The sequence below is a fragment of the Jeotgalibacillus sp. S-D1 genome (assembly GCF_004358665.1).
Taxonomy (GTDB): Bacteria; Bacillota; Bacilli; order Bacillales; family Jeotgalibacillaceae; genus Jeotgalibacillus.
Genome location: NZ_SMZR01000003.1, coordinates 66478 through 88040 on the forward strand (window position 1 = coordinate 66478; position 21563 = coordinate 88040).

At 42.2% G+C, this 21563-nt stretch carries 17 protein-coding genes and 1 pseudogene; 11 read left to right on the plus strand and 7 right to left on the minus strand.

The genetic code is table 11. The features are described 5' to 3' along the window. Window positions 1–10: 10 nt before the first annotated feature. Window positions 11–2884, plus strand: a complete 2874-nt coding sequence (gene pulA / locus E2R51_RS11130; RefSeq protein ID WP_483299936.1) for a type I pullulanase — start codon at window positions 11–13, stop codon at window positions 2882–2884. Window positions 2885–3253: 369 nt separating this feature from the next. Continuing rightward, window positions 3254–4198: an L-lactate dehydrogenase gene (locus E2R51_RS11135; protein WP_133377155.1), complete on the plus strand. Its 945-nt coding sequence runs from the start codon at window positions 3254–3256 to the stop codon at window positions 4196–4198. A 549-nt stretch (window positions 4199–4747) separates the two neighbouring features. Here E2R51_RS11135 and E2R51_RS11140 read toward each other — a convergent pair. Further along, window positions 4748–6466, minus strand: a complete 1719-nt coding sequence (locus E2R51_RS11140) for an ABC transporter ATP-binding protein (RefSeq protein WP_133377156.1) — start codon at window positions 6464–6466, stop codon at window positions 4748–4750. A 117-nt stretch (window positions 6467–6583) separates the two neighbouring features. After that, window positions 6584–7525 (minus strand): arsenic resistance protein, encoded by a 942-nt coding sequence (locus tag E2R51_RS11145; RefSeq protein ID WP_133377157.1) that lies wholly within the window; start codon window positions 7523–7525, stop codon window positions 6584–6586. A gap of 211 nt (window positions 7526–7736) precedes the next feature. On the opposite strand from E2R51_RS11145, the gene E2R51_RS11150 reads away from it, so the two are divergent. Further along, entirely contained in the window at window positions 7737–9200 is a 1464-nt protein-coding gene (locus E2R51_RS11150; RefSeq protein ID WP_133377158.1) for an alpha-amylase, read from the plus strand. A gap of 367 nt (window positions 9201–9567) precedes the next feature. Further along, window positions 9568–9960 carry a hypothetical protein gene (locus E2R51_RS11155; protein ID WP_133377159.1) on the plus strand — a complete coding sequence of 131 codons (393 nt, stop codon included), beginning with the start codon at window positions 9568–9570 and terminating at the stop codon, window positions 9958–9960. Here E2R51_RS11155 and E2R51_RS11160 read toward each other — a convergent pair. Continuing rightward, on the minus strand, window positions 9949–11328 hold the full coding sequence (locus E2R51_RS11160) for an aspartate kinase (RefSeq protein WP_133377160.1): 1380 nt from the start codon (window positions 11326–11328) through the stop codon (window positions 9949–9951). The two genes, E2R51_RS11155 and E2R51_RS11160, sit on opposite strands and share 12 nt — an antisense overlap. 193 nt (window positions 11329–11521) lie before the next feature. On the opposite strand from E2R51_RS11160, the gene E2R51_RS11165 reads away from it, so the two are divergent. Next, on the plus strand, window positions 11522–12310 hold the full coding sequence (locus tag E2R51_RS11165) for an NAD-dependent epimerase/dehydratase family protein (RefSeq protein ID WP_165967207.1): 789 nt from the start codon (window positions 11522–11524) through the stop codon (window positions 12308–12310). Window positions 12311–12643: 333 nt separating this feature from the next. On the opposite strand, the gene E2R51_RS11170 is transcribed toward E2R51_RS11165, so the two are convergent. Both E2R51_RS11170 and E2R51_RS11175 read right to left on the minus strand, forming a co-directional pair. Further along, entirely contained in the window at window positions 12644–12874 is a 231-nt protein-coding gene (locus E2R51_RS11170; protein ID WP_133377162.1) for an excisionase family DNA-binding protein, read from the minus strand. A 33-nt stretch (window positions 12875–12907) separates the two neighbouring features. Continuing rightward, window positions 12908–14155, minus strand: a complete 1248-nt coding sequence (locus E2R51_RS11175) for a helix-turn-helix domain-containing protein (RefSeq protein ID WP_165967208.1) — start codon at window positions 14153–14155, stop codon at window positions 12908–12910. A gap of 120 nt (window positions 14156–14275) precedes the next feature. Between E2R51_RS11175 and E2R51_RS11180 the strand changes: the two genes are divergently transcribed. The 4 genes and pseudogenes from E2R51_RS11180 (at window position 14276) to E2R51_RS11195 (ending at window position 17899) form a co-directional block, all read left to right on the plus strand. Next, window positions 14276–15580, plus strand: coding sequence for an MFS transporter (locus tag E2R51_RS11180; protein WP_133377164.1), 1305 nt, complete (start codon window positions 14276–14278; stop codon window positions 15578–15580). Window positions 15581–15763: 183 nt separating this feature from the next. Then, window positions 15764–16747, plus strand: a complete 984-nt coding sequence (locus E2R51_RS11185) for a zinc-binding dehydrogenase (RefSeq protein WP_133377165.1) — start codon at window positions 15764–15766, stop codon at window positions 16745–16747. Between the two features lie 187 nt (window positions 16748–16934). Beyond that, window positions 16935–17201, plus strand: coding sequence for a hypothetical protein (locus E2R51_RS11190; protein ID WP_133377166.1), 267 nt, complete (start codon window positions 16935–16937; stop codon window positions 17199–17201). A 21-nt stretch (window positions 17202–17222) separates the two neighbouring features. Beyond that, a pseudogene (locus E2R51_RS11195) lies at window positions 17223–17899 on the plus strand (HAD family hydrolase). Window positions 17900–18012: 113 nt separating this feature from the next. On the opposite strand, the gene E2R51_RS11200 reads toward E2R51_RS11195, so the two are convergent. Further along, window positions 18013–19029, minus strand: a complete 1017-nt coding sequence (locus E2R51_RS11200; protein ID WP_133377167.1) for a serine hydrolase domain-containing protein — start codon at window positions 19027–19029, stop codon at window positions 18013–18015. Window positions 19030–19219: 190 nt separating this feature from the next. On the opposite strand from E2R51_RS11200, the gene E2R51_RS11205 reads away from it, so the two are divergent. Both E2R51_RS11205 and E2R51_RS11210 read left to right on the plus strand, forming a co-directional pair. After that, window positions 19220–19747 (plus strand): dihydrofolate reductase family protein, encoded by a 528-nt coding sequence (locus E2R51_RS11205; RefSeq protein ID WP_133377168.1) that lies wholly within the window; start codon window positions 19220–19222, stop codon window positions 19745–19747. A 21-nt stretch (window positions 19748–19768) separates the two neighbouring features. Next, window positions 19769–20146: a VOC family protein gene (locus E2R51_RS11210; RefSeq protein ID WP_133377169.1), complete on the plus strand. Its 378-nt coding sequence runs from the start codon at window positions 19769–19771 to the stop codon at window positions 20144–20146. Window positions 20147–20198: 52 nt separating this feature from the next. Here E2R51_RS11210 and E2R51_RS11215 read toward each other — a convergent pair whose 3' ends face one another. Then, entirely contained in the window at window positions 20199–21401 is a 1203-nt protein-coding gene (locus E2R51_RS11215) for an NAD(P)/FAD-dependent oxidoreductase (RefSeq protein WP_133377170.1), read from the minus strand. Between the last annotated feature and the right edge of the window lie 162 nt (window positions 21402–21563).

The window sequence follows — 21563 nt, forward strand, 5'->3', positions numbered from 1 at the left end:
CGCTTTAATCATGATCCTTTCTTTCGTACCGTCTATGCAACCGCTTGCCACTCAATCCGTTCAGGCAGAAACCTCTACGTATACTTCATTAATCGTTCATTATCAGGAAAGTCCCGACAACACCAAAGACTGGAATTTGTGGGTATGGGCTGAAGGTGCCGAAGGAAATGTTCATCAATTTACCGAAGAAGATGCCTTTGGGAAAATTGCGAAAGTGGATCTGGAAGGATCTCACAGCCGTTTTGGTTTTATTGTACGAACAGATGAATGGGAAAAAGATGGAGGCGACCGCTGGGCGGAAGTAGATGCCGGAGTTGCTGAAGTATGGATTAAATCCGGCGATGACACCGTTTATACAGAGCCCCCGGATGGAGAATACCGCGAATTTCCTTCATTTAATGAAGTTGATTTAACTGTCCACTATTATCGCTATGATCAGCAATATGAAGGCTGGGACCTTTGGACATGGCCAGGCACTGGAGATGGTCAGGCTGTTGAATTTACAGAAGAAGATGACTTCGGAAAAGTAGCCAATGTCACACTGGAGGATGAAGAGGCTTTTGACCAGATCGGTCTGATTGTCCGTAAAAATATTGGCGATAATGATTGGGCAGACAGAGAGTTTGGCGATCGATTTATACGCAATATCTCTGAGGACGGCAAGGCAGAAATCTGGCTGGTACAAGGCGAGGAAGGAATCTATTATGACCCAAACCATATCGACCGGTCGCCAAGAATTATTCGTGCTTCAATTGATGGCCTCAATGAAATTACATTGACAACTAATTTTCCAATCGACACATCAGCTGCTGATCCGGGCATCAGTTTGAGCGGAGGACTGGAAATTGCCCAGATTCTTCCCTCAGATCCAGAACAGCCGGTCACTGCAAAGGTAAAAATTATAACGACAGAAAATATCGACATTACCAAATCGTATAGAGTAGTGACAGAAATTTTTGGTGAAGCAGCAATACAGGTTGGCGCTGTTATCCGCTCAGAAGAATTTGATGAACAGTATTTCTACGATGGCGATGATTTAGGAAACACCTATTCAAAGGACCAAACGATATTCCGTCTATGGGCTCCTACTGCAAGTGAAGCAAAACTTGTTACATATAAGTCATGGGATGAGTCCGCTGGCACAGAAATCGACATGAAAGCCGGAGAAAAAGGGACGTGGACTGCAACCATGTCCGGGGATCAGCACGGTCTTTTGTACACCTATAAGGTAAAAATAGGTGATGAATGGCGCGAAGCAGTTGACCCTTACGTCCGATCCACTTCCGTTAACGGAGATAAAGGAGCTGTTATCGATCTTGACCGTACCGATCCTAAGGGCTGGGACAATAACAATTTTGAACCCTCCCAACACCCTGAGGATGCTACAATTTATGAACTTCATGTCCGTGATTTATCCATCCAGCCATTAAGCGGGATAAAACAAAAAGGAAAGTATCTTGGTTTAACGGAACTGAATACAACTGGTCCGCGTAAAACAAAAACCGGACTGAATCATATTAAAGATCTTGGTGTCAGCCATGTTCAATTTCTACCGATTTATGATTACCGAACGGTAGATGAGACCAAATTGGACACGCCTCAATTTAATTGGGGTTATGATCCAAAAAACTATAATGTACCAGAAGGATCATACTCTACAAATCCTTATGACCCTGAAGTCCGGGTAAAGGAATTAAAGCAAATGATTCATGCTGTTCACAAGCAGGACCTTGGCGTTATTATGGATGTGGTCTATAACCATATGTATGCTGTCAATGAATCAAACTTTAACCAGCTTGTACCGGGCTATTACTTCCGCTACAACGAGGATGGGACATTGGCAAACGGCACAGGTGTAGGAAATGATACGGCTTCCGAACGAAAAATGATGGAAAAATTCATCGTGGATTCTGTCACTTACTGGGCTGAAGAATACAATATGAACGGTTTCCGTTTTGATCTGATGGGCATCCACGATACCGATACCATGAATGCAGTCCGCGAGGCTTTGGACGAAATTGATCCATCTATTATTGTTTTGGGTGAAGGCTGGGATTTAAACACCCCTCTTGACCCTGAACGAAAAGCGAATCAAAAAAATGCTGAAGATATGCCAGGTGTGGCCCATTTCAATGACACATTGCGCGATGGGGCAAAAGGAAGTGTGTGGGAAGACAGCGACCCGGGCTTTATAAACGGCAAACCGAATATGACGGAAATTATGAAACAAAGCGTCGCAGGCGGTCTTTCTTATGATGACAGCTTTGCCACCTACCGTGATCCAGAGCAGGTTGTTCAATATGTGGAAGCACATGATAACCTTACTTTATGGGATAAATTAGAGAAAACCAATCCAAACGCCACGGAGGAAGAAAAGAAAGCGATGCATAAGCTTGGATCTTCGATTGTTTTAACCTCACAGGGCGTGCCTTTTATTCATGCCGGCCAGGAATTTATGCGTACTAAGGGCGGAGACCATAACAGCTACCAGTCACCGGATTCCGTTAACCAGCTGGACTGGCAGCGAAGATCGCTTTTCGATGAAGAAGTGGACTACATGAAGGGTCTCATTGACCTTCGCCAGAAATATGGTTCACTCCGTTTAAAGAGCGGCAATGCCATTAATAACCGTTTAGATTTTGTTCAGGCACCTGAAAATGTTGTTGCCTATACATTGCAAGAATTGAAAAACAATCATTTACTGGTCATTCATAATGCCAATCCAAATCCTGTAACCTTTAGACTTCCTTTTAAGGGACCATGGAAAGTGCTGGTCAACAATGAAGAGGCTGGTACAGAGGTTTTGAAGGTTGAAAAAGGGCTGTTTGTAAAAGTAGAAGGAACAAGCAGCATGGTTTTACTGAAGGATGGCAAGTTAAAATAATCTGGTAACTGGGAAATTGCAACGTATAGGTTAATTGGAGCGGAAGGCGGGACTCCTGCGGGATGAAGCGTGACAGGTGAGACCTCGGAGAGCTTTAGCTCGAGGAGGGCTCACCGCACGCCCCGCGGAAAGCCTCGCCTGCAGCGGAAATTAACCGGTCCCCTTTAATAGACTATTACAGCCTTAGTGGTAATCAAAAATAGAATATGCTCTGTCTGCCCTTACGAATGAATATTATTCTTGTTCGTAGGGGTATTTTACTGAGTTTTGTCAAAAACCTTTTTGTTCAGCTGTCGTTTGACATACTAATTTTACCAGTTCTATAATTAAAGCATTAAAGGATTTTGACGATTTGAAAGGATGAGTTGGATGAGCAAATCAAAAAGCAGCAGAATTGCACTAATCGGGACTGGGTTTGTTGGATCGAGCTATGCTTTCGCCCTCTTGAACCAAGGGGTTGCGGATGAATTAATCATGATTGATGCTAACGAAGAAAAAGCGAAAGGCGATGTGCTGGATCTTAATCACGGCAAAGTGTTTGCCTCCCCCCTTCATATTCAATTTGGTACATACGCTGACTGTAAAGATGCGGATCTGGTCGTCATTTGCGCAGGAGCCAATCAGAAGCCTGGAGAAACACGCCTGCAATTAGTTGAAAAAAACCTTAAGATTTTTCATTCCATCGTCACACAGGTTACCGACAGCGGATTCGACGGCATCTTCCTTGTGGCAACTAATCCGGTTGACGTCCTTACATATGCCACCTGGAAATATAGCGGGTTTCCCAAGGAACGCGTGATTGGCTCAGGAACTATTTTAGATACAGCCCGCTTCCGATTCTTACTTGGAGAATATTTTAACGTTGCCCCTCAAAACGTACATGGTTATATCATTGGTGAACACGGCGACAGTGAACTCCCGGTTTACAGTTCAGTCGATATCGGCGGTGTCCCTGCACTTACCATGATTGAACGAAACGAGATGTATTCTAAAAAAGATCTGGATGATATTTTTATCAATGTCCGGGATGCCGCATATCAGATCATTAATAGTAAAGGGGCCACCTACTATGGGATTGCAATGGGCCTTGTTAGGATTACGAGAGCAATTCTGCACAATGAAAACAGCATTTTAACCGTGTCTGCATTACTGAGCGGCGAGTACGGTGAGGATGATGTTTACATCGGTGTTCCTGCAGTGATTAACCGGGACGGTGTCCGTGAAATCATTCAGCTGGAATTAAACGAAAAAGAAAAAGACGGTTTCACTAAAAGTGTTCATACCTTAAGAGAAATCATTAAGCCGCATTTTTAAGTGTGCAGGGTGAAATAGGGCTGGGACAAATGTGTCTCACCCTCTCAAAACCGGTTCACTGCGCTTCAGGTGGACGCTTTCCGCAGGGACGGCGCTGAGCCCTCCTCAGGCTTCGCCTTGCGGGGTCTCAGCTTGCCGTCAAATCCTGCAGGAGTCGCCACCTTCCGCTCCGTTCACCTAATCGTTGCAATTAAGACAGACTCAATTTACATGACTTTTGAGTGATGTCCCGGCATCATTTTAACTATACCTATTTAAAGAAAAATAGTGGCCACCATCATCCGTCGATGCTTGGTGGCCACTAATCTTAGTATGTTTCTTTTAGTAGTGCAAAGCCCATTTCCTTTTTATTTACTTTTAAACATCGGAACGCCTAGGTTCATTGTAGCGGAAGGCGGCGACTCCTGCGTGATACAGCGGGAAGGGTGAGACTCAATGATGCGGCAGCATCAGGGAGGCTCACCTCCCGTCACGCGGAAAGCGTCCGTCTTCAGCGGAAATGAACCGGTCCATTTTTAAAGAAATCGTCATCATTTAGCCCCAGCCCCATCACCCCTGCTGATATTGAACCCGGTGAAGGTTTGCAAAGATCCCTTCTTTTTCGAGCAGTTCTTCATGGGTGCCATCTTCTGCAATCCCCTCTTCAGTTACGACTACTACACGGTCAGCTTTTCGAATGGTAGCCAATCTGTGCGCTATCACCAAAGTCGTACGGCCTTTGGAGAGTTCCTCTATTGCCTCTTGAATGATTGATTCTGTTTCTGTATCAAGTGCTGAAGTCGCTTCGTCTAAAATCAAAATAGGAGGGTTCTTCAAAAACATCCGGGCAAGTGCGATCCGCTGCTTTTGTCCGCCTGAAAGCTTAAGCCCCCTCTCCCCTATTTGAGTACCGTAGCTTAATGGAAGGGAATCAACTACAGACTCCAGGTTTGCACGGCGGGCAGCTTCGCTAATTTCTTCATCCGTTGCCCCAATCTTGCCATAGGCGATGTTTTCCCTCAGCGTGCCGGTAAATAAAAACACATCCTGCTGTACAATTCCAATTTGGCTGCGAAGGGATTCCTTCGTCATATCCCGTATGTCCATTCCATCAATTGTAATGGCTCCATGCTGAACGTCATAAAAGCGGGGTATTAATGAACAAATGGTGGTCTTCCCTGCTCCAGATGGCCCAACAAATGCTACGGTTTCACCCTGATTCAATAAAAGGGAAATGTTATTAAGAACCGGTTTAAATTCATCGTAACTGAAGGTCACATGATCAAACCGGATCTCCCCCTTCAAACTATCTGCTGCTATTGCACCCGGACGGTTTTGGATATCGGGAGATTGGTCAAGCAGGTCTGTGAACCGTTTAAAACCAGCCATTCCTTTTGGATACATTTCAAGCAATGCACTGATTTTATCGATCGGTTTAAAGAGGACATTAATGTATAAGACAAATCCGACCAGTTCACCATAAGACAACTCATTTGTAAAGCTCAGCCATGCACCATAGACAAGCACGACAAGAACAATTAAACGCGTCATGATATAAATGCCGGAAGAACTGAACGACATTACTTTATAAGCACTGATCTTTGTTTGACGGTAGGTTTTATTATCGGAAGTAAAACGGTTAATTTCATGGTTTTCATTTGTGAATGATTGGACCACCCTTGCACCGGATACACTGTCTTCCACACGGGCATTTACTTCAGCAATATCCCCGTACATCTTTTTCCATGCTTTATTCATTTTAATATTGCAGTAGGTGATGAGCCAAATAAGAAACGGAACAACAAAAACAGCAACTAAAGCCAGTTTTACGTTGATGGTCATCATGATCCAAAACGCTCCGATAAAAGTCATAAACGCAATAAAAATATCCTCCGGACCGTGATGTGCAAGCTCGCCAATATCGAATAAATCGTTGGTAATACGGCTCATAATATGACCCGTTTTTGTATTGTCAAAGAAGCTGAAGGATTGTCTTTGCACATGCTCAAACAGCTCCTGGCGCATATCGGTTTCAATATTAATGCCAAGCTTATGTCCCCAATAATTCACAACATATTGCAAAGAAGTACTCATCAAATAAAGTGCCAATAGAATAAAGCTGACCCAGGTAATCGCCTGCCAGTTGCCTTCAGGCAGCAGCTTATCAATAAACCATGAAACGGCTAACGGAAAGCCCAGCTCTAATAAACCAACCAGCACGGCACAGCTAAAATCGATCGCAAACAATTTTCGATGGGGTTTGTAATAATGGTAAAAACGTCTGAGCATCTGTTCCAATCTCCCTGCATTAAAAGTATATGAAAGCGCATTTAACCATAAGGCACACGCTCCCTTTTTATCCTTTTATTCTACAGGAAATAAATTCAATCGACAGTGTAAATTTTATTAGCGGCCTTGATCAAGCTTAACAATAACAAACGCTAAAATAGCCAGCACAGGTAATTCAATCAATGGCGCGATGATCAGAACAGTTGCGATAAGCGGTTCATTTGGAAAAGAGGTTAATGCAATGGCAAGTGCAATGGGTGAATTTCTTGCAATAGTTGTCATATGAAAGCTCGCTCGTTCTTCTGTAGAAAACCCCATCCCCCTCGCCACTACCCTTCCGATAAAAAAGAGCAATAGGAAAAAGAACATGACGACAAAAAACACCCTTAACAGCAGGTCACCATATTCAAGAACCAGCTCTCCCTGTGAGGCAAACAGGGCCATAATTGTTAAGCAAAGAAAAATAATGGGAGCATGCTGAATCTTTTCAATAAAGTTACTGCTTTTATTTCTTAGAATGATTTTTCTTGAAGCAATAGATAATAGGAATGGGAGAAATAAAACCAATATAATTCCTTCAATAACAAATGAATAATCCACCATTCCAGAAGCTCCGGTAAACAAGTACAAATACAAAGGCAGAAGGATGAATTGAAGAAGCAGATTAATTGGCAATAAGCTTGTTGAGAGTGCTGTATCTCCTTTTGCTATACCGGTAAAGATGATGTACCAATCTGTACAGGGAGTGACCATTAACATAATAAAACCAATCCATAAAGCGGGCTGATCACCAAAAAATAATGCGGCAACACCCCAGGCAAGCAAAGGTGTCGCGACAAAATTCATAACTGTGCTGCTCCATAAAAAGGACTTTCTGGTAAACCCTTTTTTAATTTGTGATAGCGATATCTGCACAAATGAAAAATAGAGCATAATCATAAGCAAAGGCGTAATAAATTCCGAAGCGGCTCCTTTTATATAAGAACTCTGTCCGAGCAGAAAACCAGCACCGATCGATAAGGTAATCCATAATGGATGAAATTTTTCAAACCTGTTCAATTTTTTGTTCACCTCAATAAATTTCATTACTCTATTTCAACGATGTTTCTAAAATCAGTTATAGGGGTAAAAATGATTCAAGCAGTTATTTCAGATTATGTCATTATGTAAATAATTTTGTCGATTACACGTTATTTTTATTTTCAGTATACCTAATTGTAAATAGCACCGATAGATGAATGGGTTGTAATAGCTCAAGGAGGAATGGAAGATGGAACGCAATCATACATTGTTACAGTTTTTCGAATGGCATGTTGCAGCAGATGGTGATCACTGGAAAAGGCTGCGCGATGCTGCCCCTGATTTAAAAGAAAGAGGAATCGACGGGGTTTGGATTCCACCGGTAACAAAAAGCGTTTCACCTGAAGACACTGGCTACAGTGTATACGATCTTTATGATTTAGGGGAATTTGACCAAAAAGGAAGTGTCCGTACCAAGTACGGTACAAAAGAAGAACTGCATGAGGCCATCGCTGCGTGTCAGGAGCATGGCATTAATGTATTCGTCGATATTGTCATGAATCATAAAGCAGGTGCTGACGAAAAAGAAACATTCAAGGTAGTAGAGGTTGAGGCGGAAAACCGCTTGGAAGAAATCTCAGAAAAACCATTTGATATTGAAGCCTGGACCAAGTTCACTTTTCCCGGACGAGGCGATAAATACTCCTCCTTTAAGTGGGATTTCAATCACTTCAATGGGACAGATTACGATGCAAAAAAAGACCGAACAGGTTATTTCCGTATCATAGGTGAGAATAAAGGCTGGAACGAACAGGTTGATGATGAGTTTGGCAATTATGATTATCTCATGTTTGCCAACATTGACTATGATCACCCTGATGTTAGAGGAGAAATGATCAGCTGGGGAAAATGGCTTGCAGATACGCTTAATTGCAACGGCTACCGATTGGATGCCATAAAACATATCAGTCATGAATTCATAGGCGAATTCATCCGCGAAGTGAAAGAACATACCAATGATGAGTTTTACATGGTGGGTGAATACTGGAACGAGGACGTGGAAGCATGCGGTGCATTCCTGGAGGAAACCGATTATCAGCTTGATTTATTTGATGTGACTCTTCACTACAGATTATGTGAGGCTTCAAAGGCGGGAAATGATTTTGACCTGTCTAAGATCTTTGAAGGGACTCTTGTTGAGAAGTATCCGATGAACTCCGTAACGTTTGTTGACAACCATGATTCTCAGCCCGGCGAATCTTTGGAATCATGGATTGATGACTGGTTTAAGAAGAGCGCTTATGCACTTATTCTTCTCCGCAAAGATGGCTATCCATGCGTATTTTATGGGGACTATTACGGCGTTGAGGGCGAACATTCAATGGATGGCAAAAAAGAATTACTCGATCCTTTGATCTACGTTCGATATAACAAAGCATACGGAGAGCAGGAGGACTATTTTGACCACCCTAATACCATTGGCTGGGTAAGACATGGTGTGGAAGAAATTAAAGGCTCTGGCTGCGCGGTGGTTGTTACCAATGGCGATGAAGGTGAAAAACGCATGTTTGTGGGTAAACACCGTAAAGGCGAAGAGTGGGTTGATTACGCCAGATCCTGCGTAGACCGCGTAACCATCGATGATGAAGGCTATGGCGTATTTCCTGTTAAAGCTGGAGATGTTTCGGTATGGGCGCTGCCTGATATTGAGTGAACATTAAAGAAGTTATGATATAACTTCAAAAATCTTATAAATGGATTCTATTCTAATTGTAACGATGAGGTGAACGGAGCGGAAGGTGGCGACTCCTGCAGGATTTGACGGCAAGCTGAGACCCCGTAAGGCGAAGCCTGAGGAGGGCTCAGCGCCGTCCCTGCGGAAAGCGTCCGCCTGAAGCGCAGTGAACCGGTTTTAAGAGGGTGAGACACGTTTGTCCCACCCTCTTTCCATCTGTTGAAATTTAAAAGAACCATATTTATTGTCTTTGTCTATGCAACTCCCTATTTGAGATGTAAAATAAATAGAATTGCCAAAAATACGATTATCGTAATTCTACATCTTCTTAAAGGATTTGAACGTTATGAAAAAACAACAATCTGTCGTTTTACTTGCTTGTGCTTTGTTTTCTGCAATCCTCTCTGTTTCTCTTGCCGCGACTGAAGGTGGCACTGTCATCACAATCTTACTGACAGTCTCCACAGGAATTTTATTGCTGTCTGTATTTCTTTTGTTTGCAGCTGCGCTGTGGCGTCTTCGATCTCTGCCCATTCGTAACATAAAGAAGCTGACATTAAATTTTATTGGTCTTTTTATGGTTTTAAGTATGCTCAGTTTTTTGTTAAATGGTTTTCGGCAGGACCCTGCGCTTAGCCTGTATGATTTAGGCACTCCTCTTGGTATAGCATTCGGCATCATTTTTATGCCGCTTCTGTTTGCCGGCTCTAAAGATAAACCCCCAAGACTAATGAATTGATTTTTCTTTGGAAGGATTCGCCGTAAAGTATGCCTTGTAAAGGCAATTAACTGCCCTTACAACCGAACCTCCATCCACACCGAACATCATGCTTACCTCTGAGGATCCCTGGTTAATCATTTTTATATTTGACTGGGATTCAGCGAGGGCCTGTGCTGCTTTTGAAGCAATCCCAACCGTATGCTTCATTCCTTCCCCTACTACCATAATCATGGCTAAGTTCCGTTCAATATTGATATCATCCACAAGCAGCTCATTTTTAATGCGTTCAATAACGCGCTCTTCCTTGCCATTATCAAGCTCATAGGATCGCAGAATAACAGAGATGTTATCGATTCCGGAAGGTGTATGCTCATAGGAAATTCCTTCGTCCTCCAGGATGGACAATAGCTTTCTTCCAAAGCCCAGCTCTCTGTTCATTAAGTATTTGGTTATATTCACACTGCAAAAATCAGTATCGCTCGCGATGCCCACGACCGGCCTGCCATTTAACTCCCGATCCAGGACAATTCTCGTTCCCGGTGCTTCCGGCCGATTTGTATTTTTCACGCGAACCGGGATTCCTTTTTGAAAAACCGGCTGCAGCGCTTCATCATGAAATACAGAAAATCCTGAATAAGCAAGCTCCCGCATTTCACGGTAGGTAATTTCTTTCATTTCACAAGGATTTTCCACCATTTTGGGGTTTACACAATAAACCGAATCCACATCTGTAAAGTTCTCATACTCCACAGCATCCATACCTGCCGCGATGATTGAACCCGTAATATCAGATCCTCCTCTTGGGAACGTAACAATATTGCCCTGGTACGAATAGCCAAAGAATCCCGGAATCACCAATATCCCTTCACGATTACGGAGTTCTGCGATTTTTTCATACGCTTCAGGCAGGATTTGTGCGTTTCCCGGCTCATCTGTCACAACCATCCCCGCTTCTTTTGGGGAAATGTAAACTGCCTTTTGACCCAGACTATTTAAGTAGGCTGTCATCACCTTCGCATTATTGTCTTCCCCGCTGGATTTCAGCGCATCTAAAAGCCTCTCTTCATTATATTTATATAATGAAATCAGCTCTAATAAGCTCCCTGCGATCTCTTCTTCGAGTCCAGACGGGAGACCAAGTTCTTCAATAATTTCTTTGTAACGGAACAGCACCTTGTCAAAAATGCTTTGATCATACCCTTCATCATTGACACTGCCAGCTAATTGAATGAGCAAATCAGTGGTTTTTACATCGTTCTCATGTCGTTTACCGGGAGCTGAAACGATCACAGCTTTGCGATCTTTGTCTGCGAGAATAATATTTGCTACCTTCTTATATTGGGTGGCACTTGCAACAGAACTGCCGCCAAATTTCACAACCTTCATGAAGACAAAACTCCCTTACATTTATTTGTCCTCCACTGAAAAACACTTGTTCATTCCAAGGAGAAATTTATAGAATAGTATACTAAACTCCCCATGGGTTGTCACCCGCAATTATAAAATTTTTACATAAATATGCTTGCAATACGGAATAATGGGTAAAGACTTTTATGAAGATAGAAAGGTGGCGTTACATATGGGAAAAGTGTTACTTACAGGTGCTGCAGGCGGTTTAGGGACTGTTTTAACAAAAGCGCTGGCTGATGAGTTTGATTTAGTGCTGACAAACCGGTCAGAATCCGATGAGCTTCCAAGTGATATTCCATTTATCAAAGCGGATCTCAATGATTTTGAAGCAATAAAATCCATTGTCCAGGATAACGACATTGAGACCATCATTCACTTTGGCGGCCTTCCGGTTGAACATGAATTTGAAGAAATCCTTGATGCAAACCTTAGAGGAACTTACCACATTTATGAAGCTGCACGACTTGCAGGCGTAAAGCGTGTTATCTATGCAAGCAGTATTCACGCAGTCGGCTTCCTGGATGCACGGGAAGCACCGTATGACATTCATACTGAAACGAGACCTGATACTTTTTATGGCTTAAGTAAAGTATATAATGAAAACCTTGGCAAGCTGTATCATGATAAATTCGGTATTGAGGTCGTCAACCTGCGTATTTGCGGATGTGTTGAAAAACCTGATTCTAAGGAACATTTGATGATTTGGTTAAGCCATGATGATCTTATTCAGCTGGTGAGAAAGTCAATTATTACAGAAATTGACGATGTTGTTACAATTTACGGTATTTCAGACAACACCAGAAGCTTCTTTAAGGTAGATCGTGATAATCCACTTAATTATTCACCGAAGGATAATGCGGAAGATTATGTCCATCTGCTGCCTGACTCCTTTGGCCACGAAGATGACCGCAAGTTTATTGGTGGACATCAATTTGTGAAAAAAGATGCTGTGGAATAAAAATGGCCTGTACTCATAAAGAGTACAGGCTTTTGAAATTTAAAGGAGATTGGGACAATGTGTCTCTAACCGGTTCACTGCGCTTCAGGTGGACGCTTTCCGCAGGGACGGCGCTGAGCCCCCCTCAGGCTTCGCCTTTCGGGGTCTCAACTTGCCGTCATATCCTGCAGGAGTCGCCACCTTCAGCTCCGTTCACCTCATATTTGCAATTAAAATAGGCATAATTCACATAACATTTGGAGTTATGTCACAGCCTCTGTTGAAATTTAAAGAGCCGTGCCGGTCCATTCCTTTGCTTATCGCGGACGAACGTTCGAGCGTTCAGATCCATTTTTAATCTTCGTCTTTAACATCCACACTTTCCGGAATTGGTTCATTTCGCCATTCCTCAAACTGTTTTTTGGCTTTTTCAACCTGGTCCAGATGGTTTTGAAATTGATCTTTATTAATTACGTACTGATCGCCGTCATGAACTGCCCGGATTTTCCCTTCATGAACCAGCTTTGCAACCACTGATTCCTGCATTGAAAGATACTCTGCTGTTTCTTTTACTGTTAAATACATATATGGTAACACCCTTTACATTCATTTAAGAACCTATTGATTTTTAATTCTTTCTGCCGTTTCTTCAATAAAATCATGATACGGTGTCCGCGGAAGAGCAGACGCGTGCTGTATAGCTATTTCTGCATGCTTCATTGCCTCTTCAAAGCAGCCTTTTTCAACCAAACATAACGCTCTGTAAGAATCAATGGTATAGAGCATGGCTAAATCGAAAGGATGATTTTGATCACTTGGATAGTGAAATAATGAAAATTGATCCATCGCTTCATCGATCATGCCTTTACCCCAGTAAGCTTTTCCTTTTTCTAAATATACATACCCTCCCAGCTCTTCTCCCTCCAATTTGGCAAGCTGGCAGGCCTCTTCCAGCAAAGCAAGCGCCAGATCATAATCTTCCGTGCGTTCGTTATGATAATGTGCCTCAATAAAAAGAGATAAAGCATACGTTTCATTATTATCTGTGAATTGAGCAAATTGACGGGATTTCGTCAAATAAAGCTTGAAAACTTCGATATCTGAATGCATCAGCGCATTAAATGCTGCGAGACGATATATATCATCCATCCTGTAAAAAACTTTATTTTGTTTTGAAAAATGAAGGAGGCGTTCCAATCCCCTCTTCCCTTCCTCATATTCACCCAGACCAAAGAGCATCACAATTTCCGAATAGCCCAGTTCAATTTGCAAAACAGGATCTATGACAATAGGACCTTCACTATGTTCCTCCAGCAGTTCATGCAGCAATTTTAAACCTGCTGTGTAATTTCCTTTAGCCAGCTCTTTATTTACAAATCTGCTTTTTGCTTTTAGCGCCTGGTTATATAAAGAAAGAGACTCATAAATTTGAACCGCTGTTTCAATTAGTTGCTTTGCCTCGCTTTCATCACCGATGTTCATCAAACAACGACCGCCAATTTCGTATAATCTGCCCTTCTCATAGGTAGTTGGAAGCTTTTCCTGAAGAATGGGCAGCAAGGTGGAATAAGTAGCCTGCATATGTTTTTTGGTTTCACTGTACGGTATATGATCCAGTTCACTCATTCGCTCTTCAATTTGAGCAAGGAACTCTTTTATTTCCCGGCTCGATCGTTCCTCCAGCAAAACATGGACATCAATTCCGAGCTGATGTGCGATAAACGCTAAGCTTTCCATGGATGGCTTGGCTCTTCCGTTTTCAATTAAACTGAGCATCCCCTTGGAAAGCTGGTCGCCAGCTACATCCATAAGCGTCATCCCACGATCTTTTCTCAGCTTGCGAATTCGTTCTCCCAGTTCGTTCATAGCTGCACAACCACTTTCTTTGTAAATTTGTTTAATTATATTAAACATTCAATTGAAATGAAAGGAAAAAGATGCTAAAATAAGTTTAATTAAATTAAACTTATTAGAGGGGTTGCTGGCATGACTGATTTGCAAAAACAAAAACGTGCTACCAGAAATTTATTTTTCTTCACGGGCAGTGAATTCATTGGCACCATCGGAGCTCAAATTTATGCGTTTGGAATTGGTTTATTTGTATTAGCTTTAACAGGGTCTGCTGCCAGTTTTGCCATAACGATGCTTTGCTCCATGCTCCCAAGAATTTTGCTGTCTCCGATTGCCGGACACATTCTTGATCAAATGCCAAAAAAAATAATCGTCGTCACATCCCACGCACTAATGACTCTGACCATGGTCATTGCTCTTGTCTTCACTCTCTCGAACGGACTTTCTTTACCTGTAATCTATATTACTTCTGCATGCTTAGCCATTTTTTCTACCTTTTCTGGTATTGGACTAACAGCTGCCATAGCTAATTTTGTTGATGAACCTAGAATTCAGCGAGCTGTATCACTGACTCAATCCTCCACTTCCCTGTCAGCTATTTTAGGACCTGTGCTTGGCGGTGTCTTATTCGGTATCGTCTCGATTGAGGTTTTCCTCTTACTAAACGCTATTACATATGCCGCTGCTACCATTCTTGAAGCAAATATTCATTTTACTTTATATCATAAAGATGAACCATCAGAGCTTCCTCCGCCTGAAGACCGTTCCATGATCGGCAGTATTAAAGAAGGAATGCGTTATGTGAAAAATCACCCTGTTCTTTTTGCTGTAATGACTGTTGCCCTATGGGTTAACTTCTTTTTCATGGCGATGATTGTTGGACTCCCCTTCATTGTTATTGAAGTATTGCAGGCATCATCCAAACAATTAGGATTGATTGAAGCGATGCTCGGCGTTGGCACGCTTCTTACATCCATCTACATCTCCACTCGCCCGGATGTAAAAAAGCCAATTCGAACGGTCAAAAATGCCCTTTTCTTATTAGGAGTTATGTTTGGTTTAATGGCTGTTCCTTTACTATTCACTATGCCAAACCTGGCCTTTGTTGGATTTTACATGACCATGGCGCTGACGATGGGTCTGCTGATCGTTCTAATTAATACGCCTATTTTGGTGATAATGCAGAAGACAACTCCTGAACGTTATCGCGGAAGGGTATTTGGTTTGCTGGAAATGCTTGCCTCGGGCATTTCACCTGCCGGAGTGATCTTATTTGGTATTTTGTACGATATAATATCACCGCAATTTATCATTTTGCCGTCGGCAGCACTTCTTATCCTTGTTACTCTTTATGGATTGCGCACCTCTCGTGTTCGTGACGAAGCGGTCAGAACAGATGAACCTCTGGTGCAGGAAAAAGCCGCAGGAGGTCTGTCGTAACGGTTAGACCACGGGAAACGATTTACACCATAACTTGCTGCCGCTTAAACTGCCGGCAGCTTTTTTTGTTAATTTGTTTACCATTCAGTCAAGGTTGGGTAAATGAGGAGAAGAGTTTAGTTTAGGACGTTCTGACAATTAACCTGTACCGTGTAAGCTTATTAGCAGAGGAGGAAATTCAAGATGAAGGCGTTACTGCTGCAAGAAGCTGGAAAATGGAAAGAGATGAAGGTTGGAGAATTGGAGAAGCCAACGATTGAAAGTGATGAGGTATTGGTTCAAGTCAAAGCTGCCGGATTAAATCCGGTTGATTATAAAACTGGCAATGCGGGTCATCCTGACTGGACCTATCCTCATGTGTTGGGGCTGGATGTATCCGGTGTGGTGAAACAAGCTGGAGATGATGTCAGAGACCTGAAGCCAGGAGACAGAGTAGTTTATTTAAGTGATATGTCAAAAAAGGGCGGATTTGCTGAATACGCTGCTGTGAAATCCCATACTGTTTCCAAGCTGCCCGAATCTGTTTCATTTGAAGACGCTGCTGCACTTCCTGTAGCTGCTTATACAGCCTATCAAGCCCTGTTCTTCAAACTGCATATACAAAAAGAAAAATCAATTCTAATTCATGCAGGAGCAGGCGGAGTTGGCGGTTTTGCTATTCAGCTCGCTAACTATGCCGGTTTAAAGGTCATAACCACGGCATCCGAGAAAAATCACAGCCATGTTAAGCAGCTGGGTGCAGACTATGCGATTGATTATAAGAATGAAGATTTTGTGCAAAAAACAAAAGAAATTACGGATGGCCTTGGAGTGGATTATGTTCTTGATACGGTTGGCCGGGACAATGCGACAAAATCCCTGGAAGCATTAGCGTTTAATGGACAAATCGCATTTATTGCCGGACAGCCTGAAATGAATGACTCGATTTCGTTTGCCCACCCCATCTCATTTCATCACGTTGCGCTGGGCAGTGTGTATCAGTCCGGAAATAGTACTGAAGAAAGAACACTCAAGCATATTGGTGATCATCTGGTGGAGCTTTTAGCAGATAAAAAAATCACCTCACTTGTTGAACGAATCATATCCATGGAAGAAATACCTGAAGGCCTGGAAGCCCTCGAAACCCGTGGAGTAAAAGGTAAAATTGTTGCCAGAATAGACGAATAGCTACACTGAAAACCTGCCTGGAGAAGTATGTCCGGCAGGTTTTTCATCAGATATTTCAAGTAAAATAGATTATTTTCGACAATTATTTCCCGGGTGATAATCCTTTCCCGTTTATCCTACCTTTTAATAAGCAATACATTCTTTTTCCTGTTTGTGGTAATCTGTTCCTGAGGAAGGGTTGGTTCTAATGAAAAAGGAATATGCGATTGTCATTCTTTTAATGGGGTTTTTGGGTAACTTGGGCGGGCTGTTTTATCAGCAAATGTTTCACTTACTTGATGGGGAGCTCCACTGGATTATTACGGTAAGTCTCTTCATTGGAGGGCTAATGCTGCTTAACCTGGTGATTGAGAAAATCATTCCCCTATCTGATTATCCCTATACCCACCCTCTTCGACTGGTCAGCTATTTAGTTTTTATTGTATTTGTATTCCTTGCCGTTTCGATTAACTAATGGATTTGAAGGAGGAACAAAATGATTAAAGCAGTTTTGTTTGACCTTGATGGCACCGTACTGGACCGTGAGGCTTCTGTCGACTTATTTCTGGAAAGACAGTACGAAAGGCTCTATCCCTGGCTTAAAAAAATCGAGAAACCAGATTTTATTAAACGATTTAATGAGCTTGAAAACAGAGGATATGTTTGGAAGGAGCATGTATATGCCCAGCTGATCAGTGAGTTTAATTTGACAAGCTGCACCGCAGATATGCTGGTTGATGACTACACAGACCACTTTCAGGAAAGCTGTATTCCTTTTGAAGGGCTGCACAGCACCCTGCAAGCCCTCAGGTCAAGCGGCTACAAGCTTGGCATCATAACCAATGGACTGGAAATTGTCCAGTCCCGTTCTATTAAAGGATTGGGAATAGAACTGTTTTTGACGAAATATTGATTTCAGTAAAAGAAGGCTGCGCTAAGCCGGAAGCAGAAATTTTCAACCGGGCATTACACAGACTTGGCGTTTCTGCTGATGAGGCTGTATTTGTAGGTGACCATGCGGAAAACGATATGATTGCTGCAAATAACGTCGGCATGAAAACCGTGTGGAAAAAACACCAGTACAGTACTGATGTTCAGGCGGACGCTGAAATAGACAAATTAGAGGAAATCATTCCGCTTGTTGAACAATGGGATAAAACTGTAATAGGATAATCTTCTTTTTTTGATAGACTGGCAAACACGCATCGCCGCCGCGGCTCACTCCAGTTCCAGCATTTTCGTCCCTGGTGTGAGCTGCCGCGAACTAAATTGTCAGCTTTTTACGTTCACAATTCTTTTTCAAGTGCTTTTACGAGTGGGTAAGCACCAGACTCTTTGTTTGAAGTAACCACTATTTTTATTCCTGTATCAGGATAATAACCAGAATGAAAACATACACCAGGATCATACCCCATGACATGGTATTTGTAGACCGTCTGATTTTTATTTTCCAGCCAGATGCCATAACCATAGTGTTTTTCATCTCCTGCAGTTGCATGCGGATGCAGCAGTGTTTTGGTGGTTTCTTCGCTAATCAGCTTAAAACTTACTAAAGCTTCCCATAGTTTTGCCATATCTTCGGCAGCAATAAACGCACCACCATCTGCTCCCCCTACCTTTGGAATTGAATAGATATTTGTTCTCCAGGTGCCGTCTTTTTCATCTATATAACCCGTCGCTGTGTTTTCAGGAAGCTGATCTAATGAAAAATACCCGGAACGGTCCATCTTGCTTGCATGCAAAATATTACGCTCCACATAATCTGTGAATCTTTCACCAGATAATTGTTCTACAAGCAAGCCTAATAGTATATAACCCGCGTTATTATAATAAAATTTTTCTCCTGCTTGAAACATCATCTTTTTTTGCTGAAACAGCGGAAGAAAATCGTGCAATCGTTTCATATGATACATCGGAAGCTTGACCCAAAGCTCTTCAAAATCATCCATGACCTCTTCATCGAAATAATCAGGTATCCCTGACGTATGAGTTAATAAATGATGAATGGTGATACAGGGATCGAAATAGGGGAATGCAATCGGTAAACAATCCTTTAATTTGGTTTGAAAAGTTACTTGTCCTTTCTCGACCAGCTGCGAAACGGCAATCGCCGTCCACAGCTTACAACCTGAAGCAATGCCAAAACGAGTCATGCTGTTATTGGGGAGTTGATCAGACCGGTTCGCGTATCCATATGATTCATTAACGACTGCTTCAGTGCCCTGCTTTGCGTAAATGACACCTGAAAAATCGACTTCTCTGCTTACCTTATCAAGTTTTTCAATCAATCTATTTGTATTCATTGCTTAAATCTCCTTTTTTCCTTTTTTCCTTTTTCCATCTATTCTTCAAATCTTCCCTGTTATCCTGTTTAATGTTTAAAACAATTATTAACATGGAAGGATATTCGATTCCCCCTACCGAATTCTTTAATAAGAACAAAGGGGAATCACAATGAAAAAATAAAAACGACTTAACGTTAGGGGGAGGAATATGGCACTGCCAAAAGTAGTATTGTATATCGCAATGAGCCTGGACGGTTATATCGCATCAGAAGATGGGTCTGTGGAGTGGCTTCATGATGTGGAAGGTGACGGTTACGATAATGGCTATGAAGCATTTTACAATCAAATTGGCGCCGTGGTGATGGGCAGAAAAACGTATGATATTGTGGTTTCCTTTAAAGGGGATTTTCCTTACGCGGACAAGCCCTGCTATGTTGTGACCAGATCTTCTCAGCTTGAAGACGAGTATGCTTCTTTTTGGAACGGGCCCGTTGAGGAGCTGATTCATGGGCTGAAAAAGGCATCAGATGGTGATATCTGGTTGGTGGGAGGAGGACAGCTCGTTAAAGAATTTCTTCACCACAAGCTGATCAATCGAATTGAGCTGGCGATTATCCCCAAGATCCTTGGCAGTGGAATTCCCCTCTTTCCAAATGGGTCATTCCCTTCTGATTTTCGGCTGACTGAGGTTGAAAAAATGAATCAAATTGCTTTTTTGCGTTATTCTACAAACTAAAATAAAAAAGGAGTGAGCGATGTGTCAAATTCACCTGTCCAGGCAGTCGGTCAGATTGGAGTTCCAGTACGAAACTTAAAGAGAGCTAATCAATTTTATCGCGATCGCCTGGGGTTAAAATTCCTTTTTGAAACCGATACGATGAGTTTTTTTGATTGTGAAGGGGTCCGGCTGTTTTTGAGTCTGCCAGAAAAAGAGAAATTTGCCCGAGCAAGCTCTGTTATTTATTTTACAGTAGGAGATATTCATCAAACCTATAAGAAATGGCATGCTGACGGGGTCGAATTTATAGGTGAACCCCACCGCATTAATAAATCGGGGAATACGGAAACATGGATGGCATTTTTCAAGGATCCTGAAGAAAATACATTGGCTATTATGAGTGAGCTTGCTGTCTAGCAATATAAAAAAGCGATTGTTATATTGCAACAATCGCTTTTTGTTTGAAATTTTATCGATCTAAGCGCACAATCTCAGATCCATCTGCTTCTTCTCCCTGAATAAGACCAGCGAGCAGCTTCGCTCCAACCTTACTTGAGACAGTTCCGTTCCCTCCGAAACCAAGGCAGTAGTACACATCTTTTTTATCAGGATGCTCCCCGATAAAAGGAAGACCATCATTTGATTCTCCAAAGCAGGCTGCCCACGCATGGGACACTTCAAGATCCTCCAAAGAGAAATGTTTTTTAATATGATTCAATAATCGTTCACCGCGCTCTTTAATGAACGCCTCATCAACCGGCGTTTCCATTTTGTCTTCATCCAGCCCACCGGCAACAATCCGTCCATCCACTGTCGTTCTCATATAAAAATATGGGCGTTTTGTTTCCCAGATTAATGCCTGGTATGTCCAATCAGCGAGTTCATTTATTGGATTGGTAGCGATCGCGTAGGTACGATTTATTTCTGCACCTAATTTTTCTGCAAACGGAACGGTTTCGTAGCCTGTTGAATAAATTACTTTTTTCGCCCGAATAACCCCTTTTTCAGATTTAAACAGGTGATACTCCTCTTCTCTTCCAGCATCCTGTACCGCTGTGTTTTCATAAACTTCCACATTGCGTATGTTTGCTGTTTCAATCAGCGCATGGGTTAATAAGTAGGGATTTACTTCTGCATCCCCATGAGTCATGATGGCCGCCGGCTTTTCAAAGCCAAAAACTTCGCTGATTTTTTCTTTATCATAATATTCTACTTCGAAGCCATGCTTATAGAGAGCATCGTATTCTTTCTTTATTTTCGCTGCATCATTTTCATCACTTGCATAATACAGGCTCGGTCTGCGGATGAAATCTACCGGATGAGCTAAGGTACCGGTGACCTGCTGAAGTTCCTCAATCGCTTCTAAACATAATTTGTAAAACTGAACGGCTTTGTCTTCTCCAATTTCTTCAATGAATTCATGAAGCATTTTATCGTTTGAATATTGAAGTAATCCTGTGTTGGCAGAGGAGCTTCCACTTCCAATCGAGTTTTTTTCGACGAGAACTGTTTTTAAAGAGGTGTGTGAAAATTCCTCAGCACATAATGCTCCTGCCATACCGCCGCCTATAATTAACACGTCGCATGTGATTGTTTCCTCAAGCGCCGGATAGGTTTTTTTTTCATCTGTTTTTGTTTCAGGCCAATAAAGGCTCCCGCTGTGCAATCTCATTTCCTTTTTTCCTCCTTAAATAACTGCCTTCTGCCTATTCCCTTTTTGACAGGATAAATGCCTGCCTTAAAGGATTTAATTCAATTTATTTAATCCGCTTTATGTACGGAGCCTGTTATTTGCCTATCGTGTTGGATAAGGAAGATCTTCAAAGGTCTTCCC

Excerpts from the sequence above, each read along its gene's own strand:
- pulA (WP_483299936.1), top strand. The coding sequence starts at position 11 with ATGATCCTTTCTTTCGTACCGTCTATGCAACCGCTTGCCACTCAATCC.
- E2R51_RS11135 (WP_133377155.1), top strand. The coding sequence starts at position 3,254 with ATGAGCAAATCAAAAAGCAGCAGAATTGCACTAATCGGGACTGGGTTT.
- E2R51_RS11140 (WP_133377156.1), bottom strand. The coding sequence starts at position 6,466 with ATGCTCAGACGTTTTTACCATTATTACAAACCCCATCGAAAATTGTTT.
- E2R51_RS11150 (WP_133377158.1), top strand. The coding sequence starts at position 7,737 with ATGGAACGCAATCATACATTGTTACAGTTTTTCGAATGGCATGTTGCA.
- E2R51_RS11155 (WP_133377159.1), top strand. The coding sequence starts at position 9,568 with ATGAAAAAACAACAATCTGTCGTTTTACTTGCTTGTGCTTTGTTTTCT.
- E2R51_RS11160 (WP_133377160.1), bottom strand. The coding sequence starts at position 11,328 with ATGAAGGTTGTGAAATTTGGCGGCAGTTCTGTTGCAAGTGCCACCCAA.
- E2R51_RS11165 (WP_165967207.1), top strand. The coding sequence starts at position 11,522 with ATGGGAAAAGTGTTACTTACAGGTGCTGCAGGCGGTTTAGGGACTGTT.
- E2R51_RS11170 (WP_133377162.1), bottom strand. The coding sequence starts at position 12,874 with ATGTATTTAACAGTAAAAGAAACAGCAGAGTATCTTTCAATGCAGGAA.
- E2R51_RS11175 (WP_165967208.1), bottom strand. The coding sequence starts at position 14,155 with ATGAACGAACTGGGAGAACGAATTCGCAAGCTGAGAAAAGATCGTGGG.
- E2R51_RS11180 (WP_133377164.1), top strand. The coding sequence starts at position 14,276 with ATGACTGATTTGCAAAAACAAAAACGTGCTACCAGAAATTTATTTTTC.
- E2R51_RS11185 (WP_133377165.1), top strand. The coding sequence starts at position 15,764 with ATGAAGGCGTTACTGCTGCAAGAAGCTGGAAAATGGAAAGAGATGAAG.
- E2R51_RS11190 (WP_133377166.1), top strand. The coding sequence starts at position 16,935 with ATGAAAAAGGAATATGCGATTGTCATTCTTTTAATGGGGTTTTTGGGT.
- E2R51_RS11200 (WP_133377167.1), bottom strand. The coding sequence starts at position 19,029 with ATGAATACAAATAGATTGATTGAAAAACTTGATAAGGTAAGCAGAGAA.
- E2R51_RS11205 (WP_133377168.1), top strand. The coding sequence starts at position 19,220 with ATGGCACTGCCAAAAGTAGTATTGTATATCGCAATGAGCCTGGACGGT.
- E2R51_RS11215 (WP_133377170.1), bottom strand. The coding sequence starts at position 21,401 with ATGAGATTGCACAGCGGGAGCCTTTATTGGCCTGAAACAAAAACAGAT.